The 23,214-nt window shown below is 65.7% G+C and carries 19 protein-coding genes; 9 read left to right on the top strand and 10 right to left on the bottom strand.

Going from position 1 to position 23,214, the window contains the following annotated elements; all coding sequences use genetic code 11:
- Positions 1 to 4 precede the first annotated feature (4 nt).
- The 4 genes from ubiB to ABIE56_RS03110 are packed head-to-tail and all read right to left on the bottom strand — an operon-like array spanning position 5 to position 3,052.
- The gene (gene ubiB / locus ABIE56_RS03125; RefSeq protein ID WP_429242380.1) at positions 5 to 1,654 is read right to left on the bottom strand and encodes a ubiquinone biosynthesis regulatory protein kinase UbiB; all 1,650 of its coding nucleotides are present in this window, start codon (positions 1,652 to 1,654) and stop codon (positions 5 to 7) included.
- Positions 1,651 to 2,319, bottom strand: a complete 669-nt coding sequence (locus ABIE56_RS03120) for a ubiquinone biosynthesis accessory factor UbiJ (protein ID WP_429242379.1) — start codon at positions 2,317 to 2,319, stop codon at positions 1,651 to 1,653. The genes ubiB and ABIE56_RS03120 overlap by 4 nt, the downstream gene beginning before the upstream one ends.
- Before the next feature lie 51 nt (positions 2,320 to 2,370).
- The gene (locus ABIE56_RS03115) at positions 2,371 to 2,835 is read right to left on the bottom strand and encodes a tRNA (cytidine(34)-2'-O)-methyltransferase (RefSeq protein ID WP_429242378.1); all 465 of its coding nucleotides are present in this window, start codon (positions 2,833 to 2,835) and stop codon (positions 2,371 to 2,373) included.
- A 7-nt stretch (positions 2,836 to 2,842) separates the two neighbouring features.
- On the bottom strand, positions 2,843 to 3,052 hold the full coding sequence (locus ABIE56_RS03110) for a hypothetical protein (RefSeq protein WP_429242377.1): 210 nt from the start codon (positions 3,050 to 3,052) through the stop codon (positions 2,843 to 2,845).
- Positions 3,053 to 3,438: 386 nt separating this feature from the next.
- Between ABIE56_RS03110 and ABIE56_RS03105 the strand changes: the two genes are divergently transcribed.
- Positions 3,439 to 6,339 carry a M16 family metallopeptidase gene (locus ABIE56_RS03105; protein WP_429242376.1) on the top strand — a complete coding sequence of 967 codons (2,901 nt, stop codon included), beginning with the start codon at positions 3,439 to 3,441 and terminating at the stop codon, positions 6,337 to 6,339.
- A 92-nt stretch (positions 6,340 to 6,431) separates the two neighbouring features.
- Entirely contained in the window at positions 6,432 to 6,848 is a 417-nt protein-coding gene (locus ABIE56_RS03100) for a DUF4156 domain-containing protein (RefSeq protein ID WP_429242375.1), read from the top strand.
- Between the two features lies 1 nt (position 6,849).
- On the opposite strand, the gene ABIE56_RS03095 is transcribed toward ABIE56_RS03100, so the two are convergent.
- Positions 6,850 to 7,761 carry a LysR family transcriptional regulator gene (locus ABIE56_RS03095; protein WP_429242599.1) on the bottom strand — a complete coding sequence of 304 codons (912 nt, stop codon included), beginning with the start codon at positions 7,759 to 7,761 and terminating at the stop codon, positions 6,850 to 6,852.
- 117 nt (positions 7,762 to 7,878) lie between these two features.
- Here ABIE56_RS03095 and ABIE56_RS03090 point away from each other — a divergent pair, with 117 nt between their 5' ends.
- Positions 7,879 to 8,622 (top strand): SDR family oxidoreductase, encoded by a 744-nt coding sequence (locus ABIE56_RS03090; protein ID WP_429242374.1) that lies wholly within the window; start codon positions 7,879 to 7,881, stop codon positions 8,620 to 8,622.
- A 28-nt stretch (positions 8,623 to 8,650) separates the two neighbouring features.
- The gene (locus tag ABIE56_RS03085) at positions 8,651 to 9,547 is read left to right on the top strand and encodes an SDR family oxidoreductase (RefSeq protein ID WP_429242373.1); all 897 of its coding nucleotides are present in this window, start codon (positions 8,651 to 8,653) and stop codon (positions 9,545 to 9,547) included.
- 312 nt (positions 9,548 to 9,859) lie between these two features.
- Here ABIE56_RS03085 and ABIE56_RS03080 read toward each other — a convergent pair whose 3' ends face one another.
- Genes ABIE56_RS03080 through ABIE56_RS03070 form a run of 3 tightly spaced genes read right to left on the bottom strand, consistent with a single transcriptional unit; the run spans position 9,860 to position 13,196 of the window.
- Positions 9,860 to 10,411 (bottom strand): DUF1415 domain-containing protein, encoded by a 552-nt coding sequence (locus ABIE56_RS03080; RefSeq protein ID WP_429242372.1) that lies wholly within the window; start codon positions 10,409 to 10,411, stop codon positions 9,860 to 9,862.
- A gap of 17 nt (positions 10,412 to 10,428) precedes the next feature.
- Complete coding sequence (locus ABIE56_RS03075) at positions 10,429 to 10,962, bottom strand: TlpA family protein disulfide reductase (RefSeq protein ID WP_429242371.1); 534 nt, start codon at positions 10,960 to 10,962, stop codon at positions 10,429 to 10,431.
- Positions 10,959 to 13,196, bottom strand: a complete 2,238-nt coding sequence (locus ABIE56_RS03070) for a protein-disulfide reductase DsbD family protein (RefSeq protein ID WP_429242370.1) — start codon at positions 13,194 to 13,196, stop codon at positions 10,959 to 10,961. The genes ABIE56_RS03075 and ABIE56_RS03070 overlap by 4 nt, the downstream gene beginning before the upstream one ends.
- A gap of 257 nt (positions 13,197 to 13,453) precedes the next feature.
- Between ABIE56_RS03070 and groES the strand changes: the two genes are divergently transcribed.
- Complete coding sequence (gene groES, locus ABIE56_RS03065) at positions 13,454 to 13,747, top strand: co-chaperone GroES (RefSeq protein ID WP_139979471.1); 294 nt, start codon at positions 13,454 to 13,456, stop codon at positions 13,745 to 13,747.
- Positions 13,748 to 13,807: 60 nt separating this feature from the next.
- Complete coding sequence (gene groL, locus ABIE56_RS03060) at positions 13,808 to 15,451, top strand: chaperonin GroEL (RefSeq protein WP_429242369.1); 1,644 nt, start codon at positions 13,808 to 13,810, stop codon at positions 15,449 to 15,451.
- Positions 15,452 to 15,558: 107 nt separating this feature from the next.
- Here the strand turns inward: groL and ABIE56_RS03055 are convergent, their stop codons facing one another.
- A complete protein-coding gene (locus ABIE56_RS03055) occupies positions 15,559 to 16,557 on the bottom strand; it encodes a hypothetical protein (protein ID WP_429242368.1) in 999 nt (332 codons plus the stop codon).
- A 171-nt stretch (positions 16,558 to 16,728) separates the two neighbouring features.
- Positions 16,729 to 18,624, bottom strand: a complete 1,896-nt coding sequence (locus tag ABIE56_RS03050) for an LTA synthase family protein (protein WP_429242367.1) — start codon at positions 18,622 to 18,624, stop codon at positions 16,729 to 16,731.
- Positions 18,625 to 18,802: 178 nt separating this feature from the next.
- On the opposite strand from ABIE56_RS03050, the gene glnE reads away from it, so the two are divergent.
- From glnE to ABIE56_RS03035, 3 genes are all read left to right on the top strand, one after another.
- Positions 18,803 to 21,691, top strand: a complete 2,889-nt coding sequence (glnE, locus tag ABIE56_RS03045; protein WP_429242366.1) for a bifunctional [glutamate--ammonia ligase]-adenylyl-L-tyrosine phosphorylase/[glutamate--ammonia-ligase] adenylyltransferase — start codon at positions 18,803 to 18,805, stop codon at positions 21,689 to 21,691.
- 51 nt (positions 21,692 to 21,742) lie between these two features.
- On the top strand, positions 21,743 to 22,678 hold the full coding sequence (locus tag ABIE56_RS03040) for a nucleoside hydrolase (RefSeq protein WP_429242365.1): 936 nt from the start codon (positions 21,743 to 21,745) through the stop codon (positions 22,676 to 22,678).
- Positions 22,679 to 22,772: 94 nt separating this feature from the next.
- Entirely contained in the window at positions 22,773 to 23,018 is a 246-nt protein-coding gene (locus tag ABIE56_RS03035) for a type B 50S ribosomal protein L31 (RefSeq protein WP_429242364.1), read from the top strand.
- Positions 23,019 to 23,214: the final 196 nt, after the last annotated feature.

The raw sequence follows: 23,214 nt of genomic DNA, 5'->3' as shown, positions 1-23,214 counted from the left end.
GGGCTCAGGCGTGGCGCCGCGGCCAGCCGGCAATAAAGGCCACCACACCGAGCACGGCCACCACCACAGCTGGCCACAGACCACGCGGTGCTAGCGTGCCGACCAGCGCGGCGCAGATGAACAGCGACGACCCCAGCATGCCGAAGGCCAGCAGGCGGCGGGTGCGGCGAGCCTCTTCCTGCGCTTGTACCAGCGCGCGTGGGTCTGCGACCTCACGGCGTTCGCCGCTGGCGACCTGGCGCAATGCATCGCGCACCAGTTCCGGCACGCGCGGTGCGGTATGGATCCACTCGGGCAGCCGGCGGCGTACATCGCGAAACGTGGCGCGCACGCTGTAGCGCTCGCGCAGGATGCGGCGGAGCACCGGGTGCGCCACGGCCCAGATATCGATCTCCGGATCGAGCATGCGACCGACGCCTTCGATGTTCAGCAGCGTCTTTTGCAACAGGATGAGCTGCGGCTGCAGGGTCAACTCGAAACGGCGCGCGGTCTGGAACAACTTCACCACCAGTTCCGCGATAGAGATCTGCGAGAGCGGGCGGGTAAAGTAAGGCTCGCACACGGTGCGCACCGCGGCCTCGAGTTCATCCAGGCGGATCGTGGAAGGCATCCAGCCGGCGGCGACATGGAGCTGGGCAATGCGGGCGTAATCGCGTTCGAACAGGGCGATGAAGTTCTCGGCCAGCCAGTATTGGTCGGCTTCAGGCAGCGAGCCCATGATGCCGAAATCGAGCGCAATGAAGCGCGGCTCATCCACCCGCGATGTATCGACCCAGATATTCCCGGGGTGGGCATCGGCGTGGAAGAAGTTGTCGCGGAACACCTGTTCGTAGAACAGCCGCACGCCCTTCTCGGCGAGATGCTTTCGATCCAGTCCGGCGGCGTCGATGGCGGCGATGTCATCGGCGCTCACGCCGCGCACGCGCTCGAGCGTCAGGGCACGCTCGGTGCTGAGGTCCCAGTGCACTTCGGGCACATACAGGTCCACGCCGCTGGCGAAGTTCCGACGGAGCAGGCTGGCGCTCGCGCCTTCGCGCTGGAGATCGAGCTCGTTGTCGAGCATTTTCTCCACTTCGGCGACCACTTCGAGCGGGCGGATCTTGTCGGCGTTGGGGTGCCAGCGCTGGGCCAGTTCGCCCAGCGAGTGCAGCAGGTCGATGTCCCGTGCGATGCGCTTGTCGATGCCGGGGCGCAACACCTTCACCACGACCTCGCGGCCATCGTGCAGCGTGGCCGCATGCACCTGGGCGATGGATGCCGAGGCCAGTGGCACCTCATCGAAGCTGGCGAACAGCGTGGTGACCGGCGCCTTCAGTTCGCGCTCGATAATGGCGCGTGCTTCGGCACCCGGGAACGGCGGCACCTGGTCCTGCAGCAGCGCCAGTTCATCGGCCACATCGGAGGGGACAAGGTCACGGCGGGTGGAGAGCACCTGGCCCGCCTTGACGAAGATGGGCCCAAGCTCGGTCAGCGCCAGGCGCAGGCGGGCGCCGCGCGGCAGCTTGCGGACGTCGAGCGGTGCCTGGGGGAAGAACAGCCGAACCAGCTTCAGCGGGCGGTAGAGATGCGCGCCATCGACAAGTTCATCGAGCTGGTACTTCAACAAGATGGCGGCGACGCGCAGCAGCCGCGGTGCAAGATGCAGCGGCGTCATGCGCCGGTCCCCTTGCGGCTGCGCTCAAGGCGGGCAAGGCGTGCTTCCAGCCGTTCGGTGCGTTCGCGCACGGCATCCACGCCATCGAGGAACGCTTCCGCTTCGCCGGGGGCGACCGCCACCCGGCCTTCATCACGCAACCAGTCGGCACCGTCCTCTACCAGGTGGCGGCCGGATTCGCGGGCATGGGCAAGGCCTTCGCGCAGCGCCCTGGCCAGCGCCACGCCCAGGGTGTCGCCAAAGGTCTTCGCGAAGGCCTCTTCAACATCGGGTGCGTATTGCCGGGCCAGGCGCTCAAGGCGGCGGGCAAGCTCGGCGTCGCCGGCGATATCGACCTTGCCGGGCGCCACGCCGTCGTCATCGCGGCGCAGGGCCATGGCGAGCAGGCTGCCGGGTGAGGCCGTGACGCGCAGGCTGCCACCGTCTTCCGGCGGCCCCACCCGCAGGCGGCCCTTTTCCACGGTGATCCGTAGCGCCAGTTCCGGCCCGGTCATATGGACCTGGACGCTCCGGCCATCGAGCACATCGAGGCGGGTGCGCGTATCCGGGTCGAGATCGACCGCGCGGTTGAGCGCCGCCTCCATCGCGCGGCCGGCGAGGGCGCGCAGGGGGCGGGGCAGGAAACGGTTGGGGCCAGCGTCGGCCGAGGAACGGTCGGGGGTCATGCCACGATTGTAGCCCGTGGCCCTCCACGCGACGTATCCACGATGTCGCGGCTAGCCGGCGCCCGCGAATCCCGCCTGGCGCCAGACCTCAAAAACGGCGACAGCCACGGCATTGGAAAGGTTGAGGCTGCGGTTGCCCGGGCGCATCGGCAGCCGGATACGCTGCGGCTCCGGGATGCTGTCGAGCACGTCATCGGGCAGGCCGGCCGTTTCGCAGCCGAAAAGCAGCGCATCGGTGTCGGTGTAGGTCACGTCGGTGTGCAGGTGCTTGCCACGCGTCGAGAAGGCAAAGACGCGGGGCTGGCCCAGGGCGGCAAGGCAGGCGGCGAGGTCGTCGTGCACATTGACCGAGGCGAACTCGTGGTAATCCAGGCCCGCGCGGCGCAGCCGGGTGTCGTCCAGCTCGAAGCCCAGGGGGCGGATCAGGTGAAGCGTCGCGCCGGTGTTGGCGCAGAGGCGAATCACATTGCCCGTGTTGGGCGGTATTTCAGGTCGGAACAGGATGACGTGGGGCATGCCCCCATTATGACGCCGCGCGCGGGCAAACGATGCCATCGGGCGGCAGGGCGCAGCTACTGGCGGTGACCAGGCTCAAAGCGCCCGGGGCCACCTTGGCATCGCCGGCCAACTGCACCGGGTTGCCCTGATAGGTGAGCATGTTGCCCAGGATCAGGCCGCAAACCAGTAGCGAGGCGACCAGCAGGCTGCGCAGGACGAGGAGTTCGTGCTTCATGACATCGGTTCCTTTGATGATGCGATAGGGGGTGTTACGCCATGCCGCCGAGCACGAGGGCGCAGAGCAGCATGGAGGTGGCAAGCAGGGTGGCCAGCATGGGCAGTTCGTACTTCATGGCGTTCTCCTTAGGTTTGTGTTGCCGGGGCGGTGGTTCCCGGGGCGTGTCTAGTAACGCAAACGCCGTGCCAGCTTTTCAGAGGCGCCAATCAGCTGATTCGTATGAGATTTGTCAGGTCGCACGATGCTGCGGTGTCTGTCCGCGGACACTGTCCTGCGAAAAGCGGACACCGTCCGCGTACACGGGCAGCTACCGATTGCGCGGGGAGGACCGCAGCGGCTAGCCTCAGGGAGCCATGGGCCATGAAGGCCCCGAGGAGCCGTGCATGAAGAAACGCCTCGCCCTGTTCGCCGCAGGGCTGATGACCGTCGTTGGAGCCGCGTCGGCGGCATCCACCTCCCCCGATGCGATCCCCGACATCCCCTACACCCGTTTTCAGCTGCCCAACGGCCTGACCGTGGTCGTGCATGAAGACCACAAGGCGCCCGTTGTCGCGGTCAGCGTCTGGTACCACGTGGGCTCGGCGGATGAGCCCGCCGGCAAGACCGGCTTCGCGCACCTCTTCGAGCACCTGATGTTCTCCGGCTCGGAGAACCACAAGGGCACCTACTTCCAGCCGTTCGAGCTAGCGGGTGCCACCGATCTGAACGGCACCACCTGGTTCGATCGCACGAACTACTTTGAAACCGTGCCCACCACCGCGCTCGACATGGCGTTGTGGATGGAATCGGACCGCATGGGCCATCTGCTCGGCGCCATCGGCCAGAAGGAGCTGGATACCCAGCGCGGCGTGGTGCAGAACGAAAAGCGCCAGGATGAAAACCGCCCATACGGTCGAACGGATGAGAACATCCTGCTCAACGCGTATCCGGCAAACCACCCATACCACCACGAAACCATCGGTTCCATGACCGATCTGGACGCGGCCTCGCTGGCCGATGTGAAGAAGTGGTTCCACGATTACTACGGTGCCGCCAACACCACACTGGTGCTGGCCGGCGACATCACGGTGGCGCAGGCGAAGGAAAAGGCCGCGAAATACTTTGGCGACATCCCGGCGGGACCGCCGGTGCCGCGTCAGCAGGCGTGGATCACCCCGCTGGAGAAGAACACCACCGCCGTCCAGCACGATCAGGTCGCGCAGGCGCGCATCATCCGCACGTGGATTGCCCCGCAGCTGGGCACCGACGATTCGGTGGGCCTGGATCTCGCCACGACGGTACTCGGTGGCGGCAAGACGTCGCGCCTGTACCAGCGCCTGGTTTACCAGGACAAGCTGGCAGACGACGTCAGCGTAGGTATCTCCCCGTTCGCCTTGTCGAGCCAGGTACAGCTCTCCGTCGACGTGAAGAAGGGCGTGGATCCGAAGAAGGTCGAAGCGGCCATCGCCGAGGTCTGGAATGATTTCCTCGCCAAGGGCCCGACCGAGGACGAACTCGAACGTGCCAAGGTGACCAACCGCGCGGGCTTCGTGCGTGGCCTTGAAAAGGTCGGCGGCCGGGGCGGCGGCAAGGCCACCATCCTGGCCGAGGGCCAGGTCTACCGGAACGATCCCGGCGCCTACAAGAAAGATCTCGAGCGCGCACAGGCTGCCACCGTTGCGTCCGTGCTCGCTACCTCAAAGGAATGGCTGGGCAAGGGCAGCTACACGCTGACCGTGTTGCCGGCCGCGCCCGGCTTTGATCCCGCCGCGGAAGACAAGGCGGTAAAGGGCCTCGCCGACGCGCAGGGCCGCCCGGCGGCCGTACTGCCGCCCGCCAAAACCTACACCGTCGATGAATCCACGGTGGATCGCGCCAGCGGCGTGCCGGCGGTGACCACGTTCCCCGACCTCACCTTCCCGAAACTGCAGCGCGGCAAGCTGAAGAACGGCATCGAAGTGGTGCTGGCCGAGCGCCACACCATACCGGTGACCCAGGTGCAGCTGCTGTTCAATGCCGGCTATGCCGCCGACCAGGGGCGCAAGCTCGGCACGGCCGCCTTCACCGCGCAGCTGCTCGATGAGAGCACCAAATCGCTCGATTCAGTGGAAGTGGCACGCCGCAAGGAGCGCCTCGGCGCCATCATCGGTGCCAGCTGCTCGCTGGATAACTGCAGCGTGGGCCTGAATGCGCTGAACACCGACCTGAAGCCGTCGCTGGAGCTCTTCGCCGATATCGTCCGCAACCCGGCGTTCAAGGCCGACGATATCGAGCGCGTGCGCGGGCAGTGGATCGCCGGCATCGCCCAGGAAAAGACCGAGCCCGAAGGCATCGCGCTGCGTTCGCTGCCGCCGCTGCTGTACGGCCCGAACCACGCGTACGGTATCCCGTTCACCGGTAGCGGCACGGAGAAGGCCATCGCCTCGCTCACCGCGGCGGACCTGGCAACGTTCCAGGCCGACTACCTGCGTCCGGATAACGTGCGCATCCTGGTCGCGGGGGATACGACGCTGGCCGCGATCCTCCCGCAGCTCGAAGCCGTATTTGGCGACTGGACGCCGCCAGCAAGCGCCATTCCGAAGAAGAACGTGGCCGAAGTCGCCATCCAGGCGAAGCCGCGCGTGTTCCTGGTGAACCGTACCGATGCGCAGCAGTCGCTCGTGCTCGCCGGCTTGCTGGCGCCCCCGACCAAGGCGAAGGATGCGCTGGACCTCGGCATCGCGAACGGTGCATTCGGTGGCAGCTTCACCTCGCGCCTCAACATGAATCTGCGCGAGGACAAGCGCTGGGCGTACGGTGCGGGCAGCATCCTCACCGATGCCCAGGGCCAGCGCCCGATGCTGCTGTACGCACCGGTGCAGACGGATAAGACCGCCGAATCGGCTGCGGAGATTCTTAAAGAAGCGCGTGGCCTGGTCGGCGACAAACCGTTGACCGCGGATGAGATCGCCAAGGTGCGTTCGCAGCGCGTTCGTGCATTGCCGGGCAGCTTTGAATCGACCTCGGCGGTGATGTCGGCCATGAATGGCATCCTCATCTACGATCGCCCGGACGATTACGTGCAGACGCTCAAGGCACGTATCGACGGCGTGGACCAGAAGGATGCCGAAGCCGCCATTTCCGCGGTGGTGAAGCCGGATGCGCTCACCTGGGTGATCGTGGGCGACCTGCGCAAGATCGAGGCCCCGGTGCGTGCACTGAACCTTGGCGAGGTGCATGTGATCGATGCGGATGGCAACCCGGTGAAGGAAGGTAAGGCGAAGGCCGCGCCTGCCACCAAGGCAACGAAACCGGCTGGCAAGTGACTGATGGCGAAGGCGCGGTGAGGATTCTCATCGCGCCTTCGCTTTCATCGGGCTAGCATTGGCCGCGAACGCGATACCTCCCGGAGCCACCCATGCGCAAAGCTGTCCTTTTACTCATTCCCCTCGCCACCTTCGCGCTTAGTGCGTGCGACTGGGGCATCAAGCTCGACGACAAGGCGCGTAACGTGCGCACGGCGTGGAACGGTGATGTCGGCAGCTGCAAAGAGCAAGGCAAGGTGAGCGTCTCCGTCACCAGCCGCGTCGGCCCTGTCGATCGTAACGACCTGAAGGTGCGCGACGAGCTTGAAGTGCTCGCCCGCAACGAGGCCGCCAAGCTCGGTGCCGATACGGTCAAACCCATGGGCGAGCCGCACGATGGCTCGCAGGATTGGGGTGCCTACACCTGTGGCAGCCGCGTCGTGGGCCCGCAGGGCAACAACCCGCCGCCCCCGCCGGCGCAGGGCGCCGCACCCCAGGGTGGTTTTGAAACCGTCCCGCTGAAGAACTGATTCAAAGCATGCGTACCCCTTCGCCCGCTCGCGCGGCGAAGGTGGTGGCCACCCAGTCGATGAATACGCGCACGCGCGGCGAGAGCTGACGGTTGTGCGGGTAAAGCAGCGATACCGGTGTTTCCGTGGGTGGGTAATCCGGCAGCACCTCGACCAGCCGACCCGCGGCGAGGTCTTCCACCACGTTGTAGTACGGCACCTGGATCAGGCCCAGGCCAAGCCGTGCGAGCGCCTTGTTCGTATCGGCGCCGGTCACCGTCACCACGGACGGCAACTGCACCTGGCGCACCTCCCCATTGACGACGAACTCCAGTGGCAGCGTGCCGCCGGTGGCGCTCGAGAAGAACCCGATGGCCTGGTGGCCATCCAGATCGTCAGGGGTCGCGGGCACGCCGTGCCTTTCCAGGTAGTCCGGGCTGGCCAGGGTCACCTCGCGCAGCATGGCGATCCGCCGTCCGGCCATGCTGCTATCCGCCAGGTCACCCGCGCGCAGCACGCAGTCGACGCCTTCGCGAACCAGATCCACCCACCGGTCGCCTTCACCGACATGCACACGCAGGCCAGGGTAACGTTCCAGGAAGGCAGGTAAGGCCGGCAGCACGAACCGCCGGGCGAGAATGCCGTGCATATCCACGCGGAGCAGGCCGGTGGGGCGGGCATCGGTGAACGCCGCCTCGGCATCCTCCACATCGGCCAGGATCGCAACGCAGCGGCGGTGGTAGGCCTCGCCATCGAGCGTGGGGCTCACCTGGCGGGTGGTGCGCTGGAGCAGCCGGACCCCAAGACGGGCCTCCAGCCGCTTGATGGCCTGGGTGACGGTGGAGCGGGGCAGGTCCAGATCCGCGGCGGCCGCCGTAAAGCTGCGCCGTTCCACGATCCGGACGAACAAGCGCATGGTGTCGAAACGGTCCATGGTCATCGTTTGTTCCACCGCAAGGAATAGTGAAGCCTAATTTAGCTGGATTATCCGGTGACCGACAACGCGCATGCTTTCTTCGCCCGGCACTGTCGCCGGATCCGGAGATTCCAAATGAGCGAGCAAGCGAACAACAACGTTGCCATCGTGACGGGCGCCTCGCGGGGCATCGGCGCGGCGGTGGCGAAGCGGTTGGCGGAAGACGGCTTTACGGTGGTGGTGAACTACGCTGGCAGCGCCAAGGCCGCCGATGAGGTGGTGAAGGCCATCGAAGCCGCCGGCGGCACGGCCATTACGGCCCAGGCTGATGTATCGAAGCCGGCGGACGCCCGCCGCCTGTTTGACCAGGCCGAAGAAGTCTACGGCGGCGTGGATGTGCTGGTGAACAACGCCGGCGTGATGAGCCTGTCGCCCATCGCCGACATGAAGGACGATGATTTCGACCGCCTGTTCGATATCAACGTGAAGGGCAGCTACAACACCATGCGCGAGGCCGCGAAGCGACTGCGCAAGGGCGGCCGCATCATCAACTTCTCATCGAGCGTGGTGGGCCTCCTGCAACCGGGTTATGCCCCGTACGCCGCGACCAAGGCTGCCATCGAAGCCACCACGGTGGTGCTGGCGCGTGAGCTGCGCGGTAAGGAGATCACCGTTAACGCGGTCGCCCCCGGCCCGACCGCGACCGAACTGTTCCTCAACGGTAAGTCGGATGAGCTGGTGAGCCACCTCGCGAAGCTGGCGCCGCTGGAGCGCCTGGGTACGCCGGAAGACATCGCCGCTGCCGTCGCCTTCCTTGCCGGCCCCGATGGTGGCTGGATCAACGGCCAGGTGCTTCGCGCCAACGGCGGCATCATCTGACTCGCGCCCAGGCCCAAGGAGAAACCTCATGAAACAGATCATCCTGATCACGGGCGCGTCCAGCGGATTCGGCCTGCTCACCGCGCGCGCCCTGGCCGATGCCGGCCACACCGTTTACGCCAGCATGCGCGATATCGCCGGCCGCAACGCGAAGCAGGCCGAAGCCGTGCTGGCCGAAGCGCGTGAGCGCCATGTCGATCTTCGCGTGGTTGAACTCGATGTCACGTCCGATGATTCGGCCCGGGCCGCCATCGACAGCGTGCTGCGCGAAGCCGGCCGTCTCGACGTGCTCGTGCACAACGCGGGTCACATGGTGTTCGGCCCGGCCGAAGCCTTCACGGCCGAGCAGTACGCACAGCTCTACGACGTGAACGTGCTGGGCACGCAGCGGGTGAACCGCGCCGCGTTGCCGGCGATGCGCAAGCAAGGCAAGGGCCTGCTCCTGTGGGTCTCCTCCAGCAGTACGCGCGGCGGTACGCCACCGTTCCTTGCACCGTACTTCGCGGCCAAGGCCGCGATGGATTCGCTCGCCGTCAGCTATGCGGGTGAACTCACCCGCTGGGGCATTGAAACGTCGATCATGGTCCCGGGTGCCTTCACCAAAGGCACCAATCACTTTGCGCATTCGGGGAAGCCATCGGATACCGCGGTGGAAGCGGAGTACATGGAAGGTCCGTACGCGGGCATGCCGGACCGTATCCTGAAGGGCCTGGCATCGCTGGAGCCCGCCGATGCGGACGCCGCCGAGGTTGCCACGAAGATCGTTGAGGTGGTGGATATGCCGTTCGGCAAGCGCCCCTTCCGCGTGCACGTCGATCCGTCACAGGATGGCGCCGAGATCGTCAACGGGGTGGCCGATCGTGTGCGCCGTGAGCTGTTCTTCCGTGCGGGTATCGATGAATTGCTGACAACGAAGCAGGCTTGATACACCGAAAATGTAGGAGCGGGGGGGGGGGGGGGGGGGGGGGGGGGGGGGGGGGGCCGGGGGGGCGGGGGGGCGGGGGGGGGGGGGGGGGGGGTGGCCGGGGGGGGGGGCGGGGGGGGGGGGGGCCGGGGGCGGGGGGCGCGGGGCCGGCCACCCCCGCGCCCCCCCCCCCCCCCCCCCCCCCCCCCCCCCCCCCCCCGCCCCCCCCCCCCCCCCCCCCCCCCCCCCCCCCCCCGCCCCCCCCCCCCCCCCGCCCGCGGCCCCCCCGCCCCCCCCCCCCCCCCCCCCCCCCCCCCCCCCCCCCCCCCGCTCCTACAGGGCGAAAAGCTTGTTCCAGCCTTCGATGCCGAGTTTGTCCAGTGTTTCCATGTTCGCCTCGAAGATCTTCGAGGCATCCGGGAACGCCGCAACCGCCTTATCGATGCTCGCCTCGCGCAGCAGGTGCAGCGTAGGGAAGGGCGAACGGTTGGTGTAATTGGTGATGTCGTCGCTGCCGGTGCCCTCGAACTGGAAATCCGGGTGGAAGCTGGCGACCTGAATCTCACCCTCCAGTTCGAGATCGGCGACGGTATCGTCCGCGACTTCGAGAAACTCGTTGAAGTCCATGAAATCGGCCAGCACCCCGGGATGGATCAACAAGGTGGTGTCGATCTGTTCCGGGTCGGTATCGCGCAGGAGCTCGAGTTCACGCACCAGATCTTCGTGCAGCTGAAGCGGCTGGGTGGCATCGCTCACGACGTAGCGGACCTGGCCCTTCTTGTGCACCGCCTTGGCGAACGGGCAGAGGTTCAGGCCGATGACGGCACGTTCGAGCCACGTTCGCGTCGCGTCGATGGCTTCCTCGTGTGAGGGAAGGGTATCCATGGGGGGTTCCTAAAGACTCAGGGCGCGAGCCATTCGGCGAGTTCTGCCTCGCTGAACGTGCCCATCTTGCGGCGCAGGATACGCCCATCCGGGCCAACCAGGACGCTGTATGGCAGCACCTGGCGGGTGTTGCCGAACGAGAGCGAGCCGCCGGGGGCGTCACTGGCACCGATGACGATGGGGTACGCCACGGGATCCCTGGCCAGGTGGGTTCGGACTGCCGGTGCGAGGTCCTCGGCGACGCCGAGGATCACGACGCCATGTCGGCCGGCCTCTCTGGCGGCGGCGCTCAGCATCGGCATTTCCTGCCGGCACGGCCCGCACCAGGTGGCCCAGAAGTTGATGAGCACCTTCTTGCCGCGCCAGTCCTTCAACGGTCGCGGTTTGCCATCCGTGCTGAGCCAGACGGCATCGGGTGCCATGTCACCCACGACCGCGATCGTGACGCCGTTGATTTCCGCCGGGTGCTGGCGCCTGTGTTCAAGCCACAGGCCCAGCACTGCCGCCGCCACCGCAAGCAGGACGATCCAGAGCGTGGGCCCACGCCTCATGGGCCCGAGGCGGCATCCAGCGCCTGCCGCACCGTGTCCTGGGTCAGCACGGTGGAAAGCTTTTTCCCATCGCCGCCGCCCTTGGGGTAAACCACGTAGAGCGGCACGCCGACCGAGTGCCACTGCTCAAGGAATGCGGCGATGGTGGTGTTCACGTCGGTCCAGTCGCCCTTCATATAGACGGTGCCGGTGCGCTTGAGCAGGTCACGGAAGGCATCGGTATCCAGCACGGCGCGCTCGTTGGCCTTGCAGGTGATGCACCAGTCGGCGGTCATGTCGACCAGCACCGGCGTCCCGGCGGCGCGGAGTTCGGCGAGTTTCGCGGGCGAATACGGCACGGAACCGTCCGACGCCACCTGGGCGGTGGTCGGCGCGGGCAACCCATGCACCGTCCATAGAGCGGCCACGGCGCCGATTCCGAGTGCCGCCGTGAACACCCAGGCGACCCGGCCACCACGGCTACGCCCGTACCACCACAGGGCCATGGCCAGCAGCACGCCACCACCCAGCACCAGCGCTGCGGCATCGGCGCCACGCTGCTTGGCCAGCACCCACAGCAGCCAGACGGCCGTGAGATACATGGGGAATGCGAGGGCCTGCTTCAGCGTCTCCATCCACCGGCCCGGGCGGGGCAGCATGCGCGCCACGGCGGGAACGAAGCCCATCAGCAGGAACGGCAGGGCAAGCCCAAGACCCAGCGCCACGAAGATGAGGAACGCCACATAGAGCGGCGCCGCAAACGCGAACGCGATGGCCGAGCCCATGAACGGCGCGGTGCATGGGCTGGCGACCACGACGGCGAGCACGCCGGTGAAAAAGTCGCCGGTGGGGCCCGAGCGCGAGGCCAGGCCGCTGCCGACGTTGCCCAGCGAGCCGCCCACTTCGAACACGCCCGACATGGAAAGGCCGATCGCCAGCATGACGTAAACGAGGGCGCCCACGATGACGGGCTGCTGGAACTGTGCACCCCACTGCAGGCCGTGCCCGGCCGCGCGGATGCCGACCACCACCAGGCCCAGCAGGATGAAGGCCAGCATGACCCCGGCGGTGTACCACAGCGCATGCTTGCGGGCAGCCGCGGGGCTCTCACCACTTTCCAGCACGGTGATCGCCTTCAGCGAGAGCACCGGCAACACGCAAGGCATCAGGTTGAGGATGAGGCCGCCCAGCAAGGCCAGGCCGATGGCGGCGATGAAGCCCACCTTCGCTTCGCCACCCGGCATCAGGTTGGCCGGCGGTGGGGTCGGTGCCACCTCGGCAGGCGCGGCGGTGGCCGGGGCCGATTCGCCGGCGTTGCCCACGGTCACGGCGCCCGAGGCGAGGTCCGCGCTCAGGTGCCGCGTCATCACCGGGTAGCAGATGCCGTTTTCCAGGCAGCCCTGGTAGGCGACATCCAGTTCCACTTTGTTCGAGGCGGCCGCACCATTGAGCGGCACCGGTACTTCCACCTGGTCGAAATAGACGATGGTGTCGCCAAAGTGTTCGTCGTGATGGGCGATGCCACTGGGCCAATCCGGCTCGCCCGCGGTCACGCCTGCCGGCGAAGTCACCTTGATCTCGGTCTTGTCGCGGTAGAGGTAGTAGTCCTTGGGCATCGTCCAGCGCAGGAGCAGGCTCTTGCCGTCCTTCGCCAGAGCTTCGAAGCGAAACGCCTGGTCGGCCGGGAGAGCCTGCGCATCCGTACCCGGGGTGGCGGCCGGAGCGCCGAGCAGCGCAGCGCCATTGCCCTTAGCGGCCGGGGCGGCGGGCGGGGCATCGGTCGGGATGGTCGACGGGGCGCCGATGGCGAGCTTCAGGTGCTCGGTGTTGGGCGGGTAGCAGATCTTCGGCTCCACCTCGTGGCAACCCTGGTACTGCACATCCAGGGCCAGCGTCTTGTTTGCCGCATCAGCCAGGGTGTAAGGCAGGGTGGCCTCGATATCGCCGTGGTAGATCTCCACGTCGCCCAGGTATTCGTCGTGCTTCTTGATGCCATCGGGCAGCGCCGGCTCGCCGAGCTTCACCGCGGCAGCATCGGCTGCCTTGATCTTGATCCGGCCACGGTAGAGGTAATAATCCGGCGCAATGCGCCAGTGCAGCTTCACCACGCCCGGCTGGCTGGGATCGGAGGTCAGGTGGAAAGCCTGGGTGACCGGCAGCAGGTTGTCGTCGTCCTGCGCCAGGGCGGGCAGGGCGAACAGGCTAAGCGTGGCCACGGCGGCCAGGCTCCGGATCAGGCGGGCAAACGACGGCATGGTGGCTCCATGGATCAGGGCGTCGATGATTATGACCGGGTGAGTGCGGATTAGCTTGCAGCCGCGTTGCCACACTTCCGGATTAGCTTTTTTGTACCGCCGGCCCTTGAACGGTTTCGGTACGCCGCCATGTCTGCGCCATCCAAAGCTCTTCCGATTAGGGGCGTGCTTTGGCTAGAATTCTGGCACTCACCCCGGCCAAGTGCTAACGGGGTGGCCATTTTCTTATTCATATCAATCACCTGCTTGGAGTTACCATGAGCAAGCTGCGCCCGTTGCACGATCGCGTCATCGTCAAGCGCCTGGAAGAGGAGCGCGTCTCCGCCGGCGGTATCGTCATTCCGGACAGCGCCACCGAAAAGCCCACCCGCGGCAAGGTCATCGCTGCTGGTAATGGCCGCATCCAGGAAGACGGCAAGGTCCGTCCGATGTCGGTGAAGGAAGGCGATACGGTCCTGTTCGGCAAGTACGCCGGCCAGGAAATCAAGATCGACGGCGAAGAGCTGGTCTTCCTGAAGGAAGACGACATCGTGGCGGTCATCGAAGGCTGAGCTTCGCTCGCCTGACCCCTCGCTCTCCCTTTTCAAACTAAATTCCAAAGGATTTATCCCATGGCATCGAAAGAAGTCCGCTTCGGCGAAGACGTCCGCGCGCGCATGCTGAAGGGTGTCAACACCCTCGCCAACGCCGTCAAGGTCACCCTGGGCCCGAAGGGCCGCAATGTCGTGCTCGAGAAGAGCTTCGGCACCCCGACCGTCACGAAGGACGGTGTCTCGGTCGCCAAGGAAATCGAACTGGCCGACAAGTACGAGAACATCGGCGCCCAGATCGTGAAGGAAGCCGCCTCGAAGACCTCCGACGTGGCCGGTGACGGCACCACGACGGCTACCGTCCTCGCCCAGGCGTTCATCCAGGAAGGCCTCAAGGCCGTGGCCGCCGGCATCAACCCGATGGACCTCAAGCGCGGTATCGACCAGGCCGTCGTGGCCGCCGTCGGCGAGCTGAAGTCCCTCTCCAAGCCCACCGCTGATGACAAGGCCATCGCCCAGGTCGGCACCATCTCGGCCAACTCCGATGCCAACATCGGCGACATCATCGCTACCGCGATGAAGAAGGTCGGCAAGGAAGGCGTGATCACGGTTGAAGAAGGCTCGGGCCTCGAGAACGAGCTCGACGTCGTCGAAGGCATGCAGTTCGATCGCGGCTACCTGTCGCCGTACTTCATCAACAACCAGCAGTCGCAGCAGGTTGAACTGGACGACCCGTTCATCCTCATCCACGACAAGAAGATCTCGAACGTGCGCGAGCTGCTCCCGGCGCTCGAAGCCGTCGCCAAGGCTGGCAAGCCGCTGCTGATCGTGGCTGAAGAAGTGGAAGGCGAAGCCCTCGCCACCCTCGTCGTCAACACCATCCGTGGCATCGTCAAGGTCGCCGCCGTCAAGGCGCCGGGCTTTGGTGATCGTCGCAAGGCCATCCTGGAAGATATCGCCGTCCTCACCAACGGTACGGTCGTCTCCGAGGAAGTGGGCCTGGCTCTGGACAAGGCCACCATCAATGATCTCGGCCGCGCCAAGCGCGTCGTCATCACCAAGGAAAACACCACCATCATCGATGGTGCAGGCGAAGCCGGGCTGATCCAGTCGCGCATCGGCCAGATCAAGGCGCAGATCGAAGAGACCTCTTCGGACTACGACCGCGAGAAGCTGCAGGAGCGCGTGGCCAAGCTGGCTGGCGGCGTGGCCGTCATCAAGGTCGGTGCTGCCACCGAAGTCGAGATGAAGGAAAAGAAGGCCCGCGTCGAAGACGCCCTGCACGCCACGCGTGCGGCCGTTGAAGAAGGCGTGGTCCCGGGCGGCGGCGTCGCCCTGATCCGTGCGCTCAAGGCGCTGGAAGGCCTGAAGGGTGCCAACCAGGACCAGGACCTCGGCATCGCGATCACCCGCCGTACGCTGGAAGCCCCGCTGCGCGCCATCGTCACCAATGCCGGCGAAGAAGCGTCGGTCGTGGTGAACAAGGTGAAGGAAGGCTCGGGTAACTTCGGTTACAACGCTGCCAATGGTGAATTCGGTGACATGATCGCCTTCGGCATCCTGGACCCGACCAAGGTCACCCGCTCGGCCCTGCAGTTCGCTGCCTCGGTCGCCGGCTCGATCATCACCACCGAAGCTGCCGTGACCGAAGTGCCGAAGAAGGACGACGGCGCTGGCCACGGTGCCCCGGGTGGCATGGGCGGCATGGGTGGCATGGACTTCTAAGTCCACGCCTTCCAGGCACCTGCACCAAGAAAAAGGGCCCCGCCAACGCGGGGCCCTTTTTTGTTAATCGAAGGCCTTTGTAGGAGCGCGCTTGCGCGCGATCGGCCTCAGTAAGAAATCGTAGCGGAAGTCGCTGTCGTACTCAGTCCGTAATTGCACTGCGGATTGATGCTGGATGTATCACTACCCTGCCACGGCGGATTCGAAACCCGCGTGTTGTTCCGATCGTACACCTGGATATTGCTGAAAGTGATCGGCCCTCCGGGATACTCGCCACACGTTGAGACGTTGTAGACCTCAAGCACACCACCAAATACCCACGTCAGGTCCGCGTACGGGTTCGTGGTCAAGCTACTTGTCTGGCCGGTGGTGGTATTCCGCGAATCGATCTTCCATGTCGAACACGCCTGCCCCGCGGCGCAGGTCGAGTACGTATCGCCTACGACGACATCCCCTGCCTTCGCTGGGACGGGATCACTGTGGAACGTGGTGCCGTCCACGCAGCAGTTCCAACTGGCGAGCGTCCAGGCTTTGTCGCCATAGCCGTTCCAGCCGAGCACCGGTTGCAGGATGGATTGCACCGTGGGAAGTTGCTCGAGCCCTGGGAAGAAGTAGATCACCTGGTCATCTTTCGTTGATGGCGCCGACGGAACGGTCCACGTTGCAACGATGCGGCCAATGGGCTTTGAACTCGAATAGTTCGCTGCCTGTACCCAACCGCTTTGTTCCGGCGGCGTGGCCGTGAGGCTGCGCCGACCGTTCGGTTCAATACGCTCACCTTGCAGCGAGAAGTTCGCCTTGCCGCAGGTTGGGGCCTTCTCGCTCACGCCGGAGGCGCGACGGATCAAGCCGTTGGCTTGTAATTCGTCACCCTGGTGAACTGTTGCGACGCAATCGGGTGAAAAGTAGCCATTGGGCGTGACGACGTAATCGTCGGGAACGCCTGAGGGCTTCGCTTGCGCGGGCATGCTCCCTACCCGCGTGAGTTCAGGCGTGGGTGCGCTGGCGCGCTGGTCGGCAGCGTGGGCTGCGAGGTTGAAGATGAGCATGGCGGCAATGGCGCTCGCGCGCGTCACTGCCTTGCTCAGTGAAGCGAAACTCTTCATGCGTGTGACTCCTGCCTTGGTGGGTAGAGTCCATGAAGTGCCGACCGACCCCGGCCAGCACGCGCCCCCGTTCCGCCACCCGGTTAGCGAGTGGAAGGACGAAGGCTAGTGGTGCGTGCCGGTGAGAACTGTGACGCGCGTGGCGTTAGCGGCGTTCATGCCGCGTGCGTGCTACTGCCCTGCGCCCGCAGCAGCTTCCTCTTCCGCGGAGCCCGCCTGGCGCGCAACCAGTGCAGGATCGGGCGTTGTGAACTGCGCCACCAGCGGATCCAGCTTGCGCTTGATACGCAACATGGCCACGTTGCCCATGGAGACATCGGTATACTTCAGCTGCCCATCTTCGGGCGCTGCCGGGGCATCTGGTGCATGCGTCAGCGAGGCGAGCTGCGGTGTGGCCACCAGCTGCGTCAGTGCGAAGTACGCATCATCGTGAATGCCTGCATCCTCCATCAGGCGTCCCGGCAGCATCCACGCGGCCAGATCACCCTGGCGCGGTGCGGGGCCGTCGCCGTGCGCATCGATGAGGATATAGGGCACCGTCTGCGTAAGCATGTCGCGGCCGTTCGTGAAGCCCGCCTTCGCGTAGGTCTCGGTAAGCGCAGGGAGGTGATCGCCGTAGAAGAGCAGCAACGTCGGGCGTTCGCGCTGCTTCAGCAGATCGGCCAGACGGCCCAGCTCCGCATCCGCGCGGCGCATATGGTAGATGTAGTTGCGCAGCTGCAGCTTCGCATCATCGCTGATGCCCTCAGGCACCGGAATGGCATCGCGTTCGGCCGTATCGGCGATCGCCGACTTATCGTACGGGCCATGCGCTTCCATGCTGATGGCGAATACAAAGCGCGGCGGGCCATCACTCTTCAGCTGCGACATGATCTCGTCGGTCATGGCGCTATCGGGCATGTACTCGCCGTTCTTCGTCGCGCCCGGCGGGAAATCCTTCTGCGATACGAAGCGATCGAAGCCGAGCGAGCGGAATGCTGACGTGCGGTTCCAGAAGCCGGGATCGTTGCCGTGCACGGCGATGGTTTCGTACCCATGCGAGCGAAGCGCGCGCACCATGCCAGGCATGACGCCCGCATGCATTTGCAGGTACGGGAACTGCATGGTGGGGAAGTAGCGCAGCGACAGGCCGGTCAGCACCTCGAATTCCGTGCGGATGGTGCCGCCGCCATAGGTGGGTACGTGCAGCTGGCCGGAGCTCGCATGCTCGGCGAGACGGTGCAGGTTCGGCGCCAGATCGGCGTGCTCCAGCCCCCTGATCACCGAGGGATCGAAGAACGACTCACTCTGGATCACCACGATATCGGGCGTCTGGCGCGTATTTGTTGCTGCCTGCGCCATATGCTCGCGCAGGCCGGCATCGCTGGCGCTGATGAAACGATTGGCTTCCGCGGGATCCGGCTTCATCTGCTTGCCCGCGTTCTGCAGGCGGAACTGCATGAGCGTAGTGACCACGCCGTTGTAGCCCGCGTTCGCCGACGCGGACCAGGGCTGCATGCCGAGCCGGTCCTTGTCGTACATGTGCGACCACGCGGGCATGCCAGCGAACAGGGTGGCGATGAGAGCGACGAGGGCCATGCCGCTTACCAGGCGGCGCCCATGCGTGCGGCGCGCGAAAAGGGGCGGCTCATAACGGGCGAGGGCCACGATCAGCGCGATGGTGGCCGCGATGGCGAGGTAGGGCAGGGGGGTGGCGGGCAGATAACCGCCCAGCAGGTGGAATCCACCGTTCTTCAGTTGCCCCACCATGCGGAAGTCGGCAGGCAGCAGGGGCGAACCCAGGTTCTTCATTTTGATGGCGCTTACCGCCAGCACGATGCCCTGGACAAGGAAGGCCAGGGCGAACGACAGGATGACCCGGCGAGTGAGTACCAGCAGCAGGGTGGCGCAGAGCAGGCCAGGGAAGGCATTGGCGAACAGATGCCAGGGGCGTTGGGCCCACTCGGACGTGGCAACGCCAGGGTTGCCATCAAGGAAGCCGGTATAGAGCACGAACGCCAGCGCCAGGCTCACCGGGAGGATGATCCGGCCAAGGGGCTCGCGCCAACCCGTTGAATTACCTTTCATAAAATCCCTCATGTCACGCCCCTGTCGCGAGGGGACACGAACTGTAACGAAGCGGACATGAACCGGTTGTCAGAAAAAGTCCCGCTTTTGCATACGATTTTTCGTACGCTTCTGCCGGAATTGCCTGCAAATGGCGTCGCAGCGTGCTTACGCCCGAGTCAGGCACAATGACTGCCCCATGAATGACTCCAACGCCGCCCCGCGCGAAAGCGCCGACCTCCGTGCCCTGATCGATCAGCGTTATGCGGACGTGATGGCCGCATGCCGAGCCGCCCGGATTCCCCTCCACGACGATGCCGGCGTGGCCGAGCGCGTGCGCCGCACGTTATTGGCTTCGGACTTCGCCTACGACGTGCTCCGGCGGCAACCGGAACTGCTGGCGCCAGCGGGCCTGGAGCGGTTACGTGCGAATACCGATGCCTCCACGCGCGGTGCGACGCTGGACCTGCCTGCGGACGAAGAGCGCTGCATGGCCGTGCTGCGCCGTTTCCGCCACGCGGAGGCGGTGCGCCTGGTGTTTCGCGACGTCAACGGCCTGGATGACATCGATGAAACGCTGGCCTCCACCAGCGCGCTGTACGAAACCCTGCTTGCGGTGGCATTGCGCTGGTCCGAAAGCGCGCTGCACGCGCGCTACGGCATGCCGCGCGATGCGGCGGGGAAAGAACAGCGCATGGTGGTGCTGGGCTTTGGCAAGCTCGGTGGCAATGAACTGAATTTCTCCTCCGATATCGATCTGGTGCTGGCGTATTCCTCGGGCGGTGAGACCGATGGGTCGCGGCCACTCGATAACGGCGAATACTTCGTGCGCGAAGGTCGCCAGCTCGTCCGCTTGATGGCAGAGCCGACTGTCGATGGCATCTGCGCGCGCGTGGACCTGCGCCTGCGGCCGTTTGGTAACGCAGGCCGCCTCGCGCTGCCCTTCGCAGCCATGGAGCAGTACTACCAGCGCGAAGGACGCGACTGGGAGCGTTACGCATGGATCAAGGCGCGCCCCGTGGCCGGCGATCGCACGGCAGGCCGTGAATTGCAGGATATGCTGCGGCCCTTCGTCTACCGCCGCTACCTGGATTACACCGCGTTCGCTGGCCTGCGCGAGATGAAGGCGCTGATCGACGCGGAGGTGGCGCGTAAAGACCTGGCGGGTAACCTGAAGCTCGGCCCGGGTGGCATCCGCGAGATCGAGTTCGTGGTGCAGCTCACGCAGATGATTCGTGGCGGGCGCGATCCCGCCTTGCGCGTGCGCGGCTTGTTACCGGCACTACGTGCCTGTGAATCGCGTGGGTATATTCCCAAGGCACGTGCAAAGCTGCTGCGCGACGCTTACATCTTCCTTCGACGCCTGGAAAATCGCGTACAGATGCTGCGCGATGCGCAGACGCACGATATTCCCGACGATGCACTATCGCGAGAGCGTCTCGCACTGGGGCTGGATTACGCCTCGTGGGATGCACTGGCCGTTGACCTGGCCACGCACCGTACGGCGGTATCCGCGGAGTTCGCCGCGGTGTTGGTGCCGCAGGCCGGGCAGACGGCGAGTGCGCCTGCGGCGGACGTGGAACTGTGGCAGGCGGCGCGCGACGAAACCCTCACCGCGGAAACGATGGCCGCATCGGGCTTTGTACCCGGGCATGAAGCGGCGGATGAACTTGGCAAGCTGCCGCGGGCGGCATCCGTGCGCTCCATGTCCGCACGCTCGGGCGAGCGCCTTGAGCGCCTGATGCCGCAACTTATTGGTGCGGCGCGCGCCAGCGCATCGCCGGTGCCAAGCTTGCTGCGCATGGTCCGCCTGGTCCAGGCGGTGGCGCGCCGTTCGTCTTATCTTGCCTTGCTCGATGAGCAGCCAAGTGCGCGCCGACGCGTTGCCAGTGTGTTCGCCGAAAGCGCGTTTCTCGCCGAACGGGTGATCGCCCAGCCCCTCCTGCTCGATGATGTGCTCGACCCCCGCATTGACCAGTTGCCCTTGAAGCGCGCGGATATCTCGGCCGAGATCGTCCGTTCGTTGGGTACGCTCGATGAGCGCGATGCCGAGCGTGAACTTGAGCGCATCAACGAATTTCGCTCCAGCATCGCGTTCCGGCTGGGCCTCGCGTTCAGTGATGGCCGTGCGGATGCGCCTGCGACGGCGCGCCGCCTTGCGGGATTGGCTGAAGCGGTCATCGGCGCTGTGCTTGCGCTGGCCGTGCGCGAGATGACCACGCAGCACGGACGTATCCCGGGCAATGGCATCGGTTTCGCTGTGCTTGGCTACGGCAGCCTGGGTGGCGAGGAGCTTGGTTTCGCCTCGGATCTCGATCTTGTCTTCGTGTACGACGGCAAGCGTGCGAATGCAATGAGCGATGGGGCGCGGCCAGTGGATGGCACGCGTTGGTATCAGCGCCTCGCGCAGCGCGTGATGCACTGGCTTGGTGCGCAAACGCACGCGGGCAGCCTTTACGACGTGGATACGCGCTTGCGTCCGGACGGCTCAAAGGGCCTGCTCGTGGCGAGTGTCGACGCCTTCGAGGCGTACCAGCGCGATCGTGCGTGGACCTGGGAGCACCAGGCCTTGCAGCGCGCGCGTTTCGTGGCCGGTGATGCGGCGGTGGGCGCCATGCTCGAAGCGGTACGCAGGGATATTCTCGCCACCGCTCGCGACAAGCCGCGCGTGTTCGCGGAAGTGGGTGCCATGCGCTCACGTTGGCGCGCAGAGCGCGACCGCTCCGATGCCGCCCACATTGACCTCAAGCAGGGGAAGGGCGCGCTCATCGATATCGAGTTCGTGCTGCAGGGGCTGGTGCTTGCGCATGCCGCCGAGCACCCCGGTATCCTGGAGACCACGGCGAACAGCATGCTCATCGATGAAATCCGTGCCGCGGGTCTCTTCACACAGGCCCAGGCCGATACCTTGCACGTCGCGCACGCGGACCTGTTGCAGATGGGCCTTACCTGCACGTTGGACCTGCGCCCGCGCGTAGCGGCACGCACGCCACAACTGGAGGCGCTGTGCATCGCCGTCGACCGGGTTATCAGTGAGCTGGGCTTCGATTTTGGCGCGGGGGCGGCGGTGGAAGCCAAGGCTGTCTGAACGTGCCCAGCAGCGCTATGCTGTCCGGCCATCCATGGATGCAACCGCAAGATGACACGACTGCCGCTGCTGATCGATACCGACCCGGGCGTGGATGACGCCCTCGCCATCCTCATGGCGCACGCGCATACCGATGTGGCCGCCCTGACGGTGGCCGCCGGTAACGTCGGCCTGAAGCACACAGTGCGCAACGCGCGCACGCTGGTGGATCTGGTGGGTGCGACCACGCCGGTATTCGCTGGGTGCCCGTCGCCGCTGGTCCGTGCGCCGGAAGAAGACGCGGCCTTCGTGCACGGCGAGGATGGCTTCGGCGACGTGGGCTTTCCCGAGCCGAAACACACCGCCGAGGCCGAGCATGCCGCGCTGGCGCTCATTCGCCTCACCAACGAGCGCCCGGGTGAACTGACCCTGGTGGCGCTCGGGCCCCTCACCAACCTCGCCCTGGCGGTGCGCCTGGATCCCGCCTTCCCGCAGCGCGTGAAGCGCCTGGTCATCATGGGCGGCGCGGTCACGGGCCACGGCAACACCGGCAAGGTACCGGCCGAATTCAACATCGGGTTCGATCCGGAAGCTGCGCACGTGGTGTTCGAGGCCTTCGAGATGTTCGACCTGGTGGATTGGGAGGCGACCGTTCGCCATGCATTCCCTGACGAGGTCTATGAGGAGTGGGTTGCGAACGGCGACAAGCGCGCCACCTTCTTCCACGATGTGTTCGCCACCGCGCGCCGCTTTAACGCCGAGCATGAGCGCACCGGCTTCATCGCGGCCGATGCCCTGGCCATGGCCGTGGCGCTGGATCCGGCGATGGTGACCCGCGCCGAGACCCGCCACGTGGCCATCGAACTGGATGGCCGCCTGACCCGCGGCGCCACCGTCGTGGACTGGCACAAGCGGCTGGGCGGCCGACCCAACGCCCGGATCGTCCTCGACGTGGACCAGGCCCGGTTCGGCCAGTTGATCGCCAGCGCCCTGGGCAACCCGGTCTGACCAGGGGCGGGGCGGGCTGGGGGTTGGTTGCGAAGTGACCAGCCCCCGGCTACAATGCCGCTCTTTTCACCCCGCCATTCAAGAAGTCACGATCATGAAAGAGAACATCCACCCGAAGTACCAGCCGGTTGTCTTCCAGGACCTGTCGTCGGAATTCGCGTTCCTGACGCGTTCGACCATGTCCTCCAAGGAAACCGTGAAGTGGGAAGACGGTAACGAATACCCGGTCATCAAGCTGGATATCTCCAGCCACTCGCACCCGTTCTACACGGGTAAGCAGAAGACCCTCGACGTGGGTGGCCGCGTCGACAAGTTCCGCCAGCGCTACGGCAAGAAGTAAGCCGTAAGCGATCCGCGCGCCGCCTGCGGGGTGGCGTTTCGCGAGGATAGACGGACACGGGGCGAGCCCATGGCTTGCCCCGTGTCTTTTTGCGTGCGTGTCTTTCACTTTGGTCGAACGGTCGTTCGAGCAGGCGATGTGCGATAATGGGGAACTTCGGTCGCCGCCGGCGGCCGGTACGGGGGCTTCCCCACGC

The sequence above is a fragment of the Luteibacter sp. 621 genome (genome assembly GCF_050435445.1).
GTDB lineage: Bacteria > Pseudomonadota > Gammaproteobacteria > Xanthomonadales > Rhodanobacteraceae > Luteibacter.
This window is presented reverse-complemented; position numbering and strand designations above follow the sequence as displayed.

Excerpts from the sequence above, each read along its gene's own strand:
- ubiB (WP_429242380.1), bottom strand. The coding sequence starts at position 1,654 with ATGACGCCGCTGCATCTTGCACCGCGGCTGCTGCGCGTCGCCGCCATC.
- ABIE56_RS03120 (WP_429242379.1), bottom strand. The coding sequence starts at position 2,319 with ATGACCCCCGACCGTTCCTCGGCCGACGCTGGCCCCAACCGTTTCCTG.
- ABIE56_RS03115 (WP_429242378.1), bottom strand. The coding sequence starts at position 2,835 with ATGCCCCACGTCATCCTGTTCCGACCTGAAATACCGCCCAACACGGGC.
- ABIE56_RS03110 (WP_429242377.1), bottom strand. The coding sequence starts at position 3,052 with ATGAAGCACGAACTCCTCGTCCTGCGCAGCCTGCTGGTCGCCTCGCTA.
- ABIE56_RS03105 (WP_429242376.1), top strand. The coding sequence starts at position 3,439 with ATGAAGAAACGCCTCGCCCTGTTCGCCGCAGGGCTGATGACCGTCGTT.
- ABIE56_RS03100 (WP_429242375.1), top strand. The coding sequence starts at position 6,432 with ATGCGCAAAGCTGTCCTTTTACTCATTCCCCTCGCCACCTTCGCGCTT.
- ABIE56_RS03095 (WP_429242599.1), bottom strand. The coding sequence starts at position 7,761 with ATGGACCGTTTCGACACCATGCGCTTGTTCGTCCGGATCGTGGAACGG.
- ABIE56_RS03090 (WP_429242374.1), top strand. The coding sequence starts at position 7,879 with ATGAGCGAGCAAGCGAACAACAACGTTGCCATCGTGACGGGCGCCTCG.
- ABIE56_RS03085 (WP_429242373.1), top strand. The coding sequence starts at position 8,651 with ATGAAACAGATCATCCTGATCACGGGCGCGTCCAGCGGATTCGGCCTG.
- ABIE56_RS03080 (WP_429242372.1), bottom strand. The coding sequence starts at position 10,411 with ATGGATACCCTTCCCTCACACGAGGAAGCCATCGACGCGACGCGAACG.
- ABIE56_RS03075 (WP_429242371.1), bottom strand. The coding sequence starts at position 10,962 with ATGAGGCGTGGGCCCACGCTCTGGATCGTCCTGCTTGCGGTGGCGGCG.
- ABIE56_RS03070 (WP_429242370.1), bottom strand. The coding sequence starts at position 13,196 with ATGCCGTCGTTTGCCCGCCTGATCCGGAGCCTGGCCGCCGTGGCCACG.
- groES (WP_139979471.1), top strand. The coding sequence starts at position 13,454 with ATGAGCAAGCTGCGCCCGTTGCACGATCGCGTCATCGTCAAGCGCCTG.
- groL (WP_429242369.1), top strand. The coding sequence starts at position 13,808 with ATGGCATCGAAAGAAGTCCGCTTCGGCGAAGACGTCCGCGCGCGCATG.
- ABIE56_RS03055 (WP_429242368.1), bottom strand. The coding sequence starts at position 16,557 with ATGAAGAGTTTCGCTTCACTGAGCAAGGCAGTGACGCGCGCGAGCGCC.
- ABIE56_RS03050 (WP_429242367.1), bottom strand. The coding sequence starts at position 18,624 with ATGAAAGGTAATTCAACGGGTTGGCGCGAGCCCCTTGGCCGGATCATC.
- glnE (WP_429242366.1), top strand. The coding sequence starts at position 18,803 with ATGAATGACTCCAACGCCGCCCCGCGCGAAAGCGCCGACCTCCGTGCC.
- ABIE56_RS03040 (WP_429242365.1), top strand. The coding sequence starts at position 21,743 with ATGACACGACTGCCGCTGCTGATCGATACCGACCCGGGCGTGGATGAC.
- ABIE56_RS03035 (WP_429242364.1), top strand. The coding sequence starts at position 22,773 with ATGAAAGAGAACATCCACCCGAAGTACCAGCCGGTTGTCTTCCAGGAC.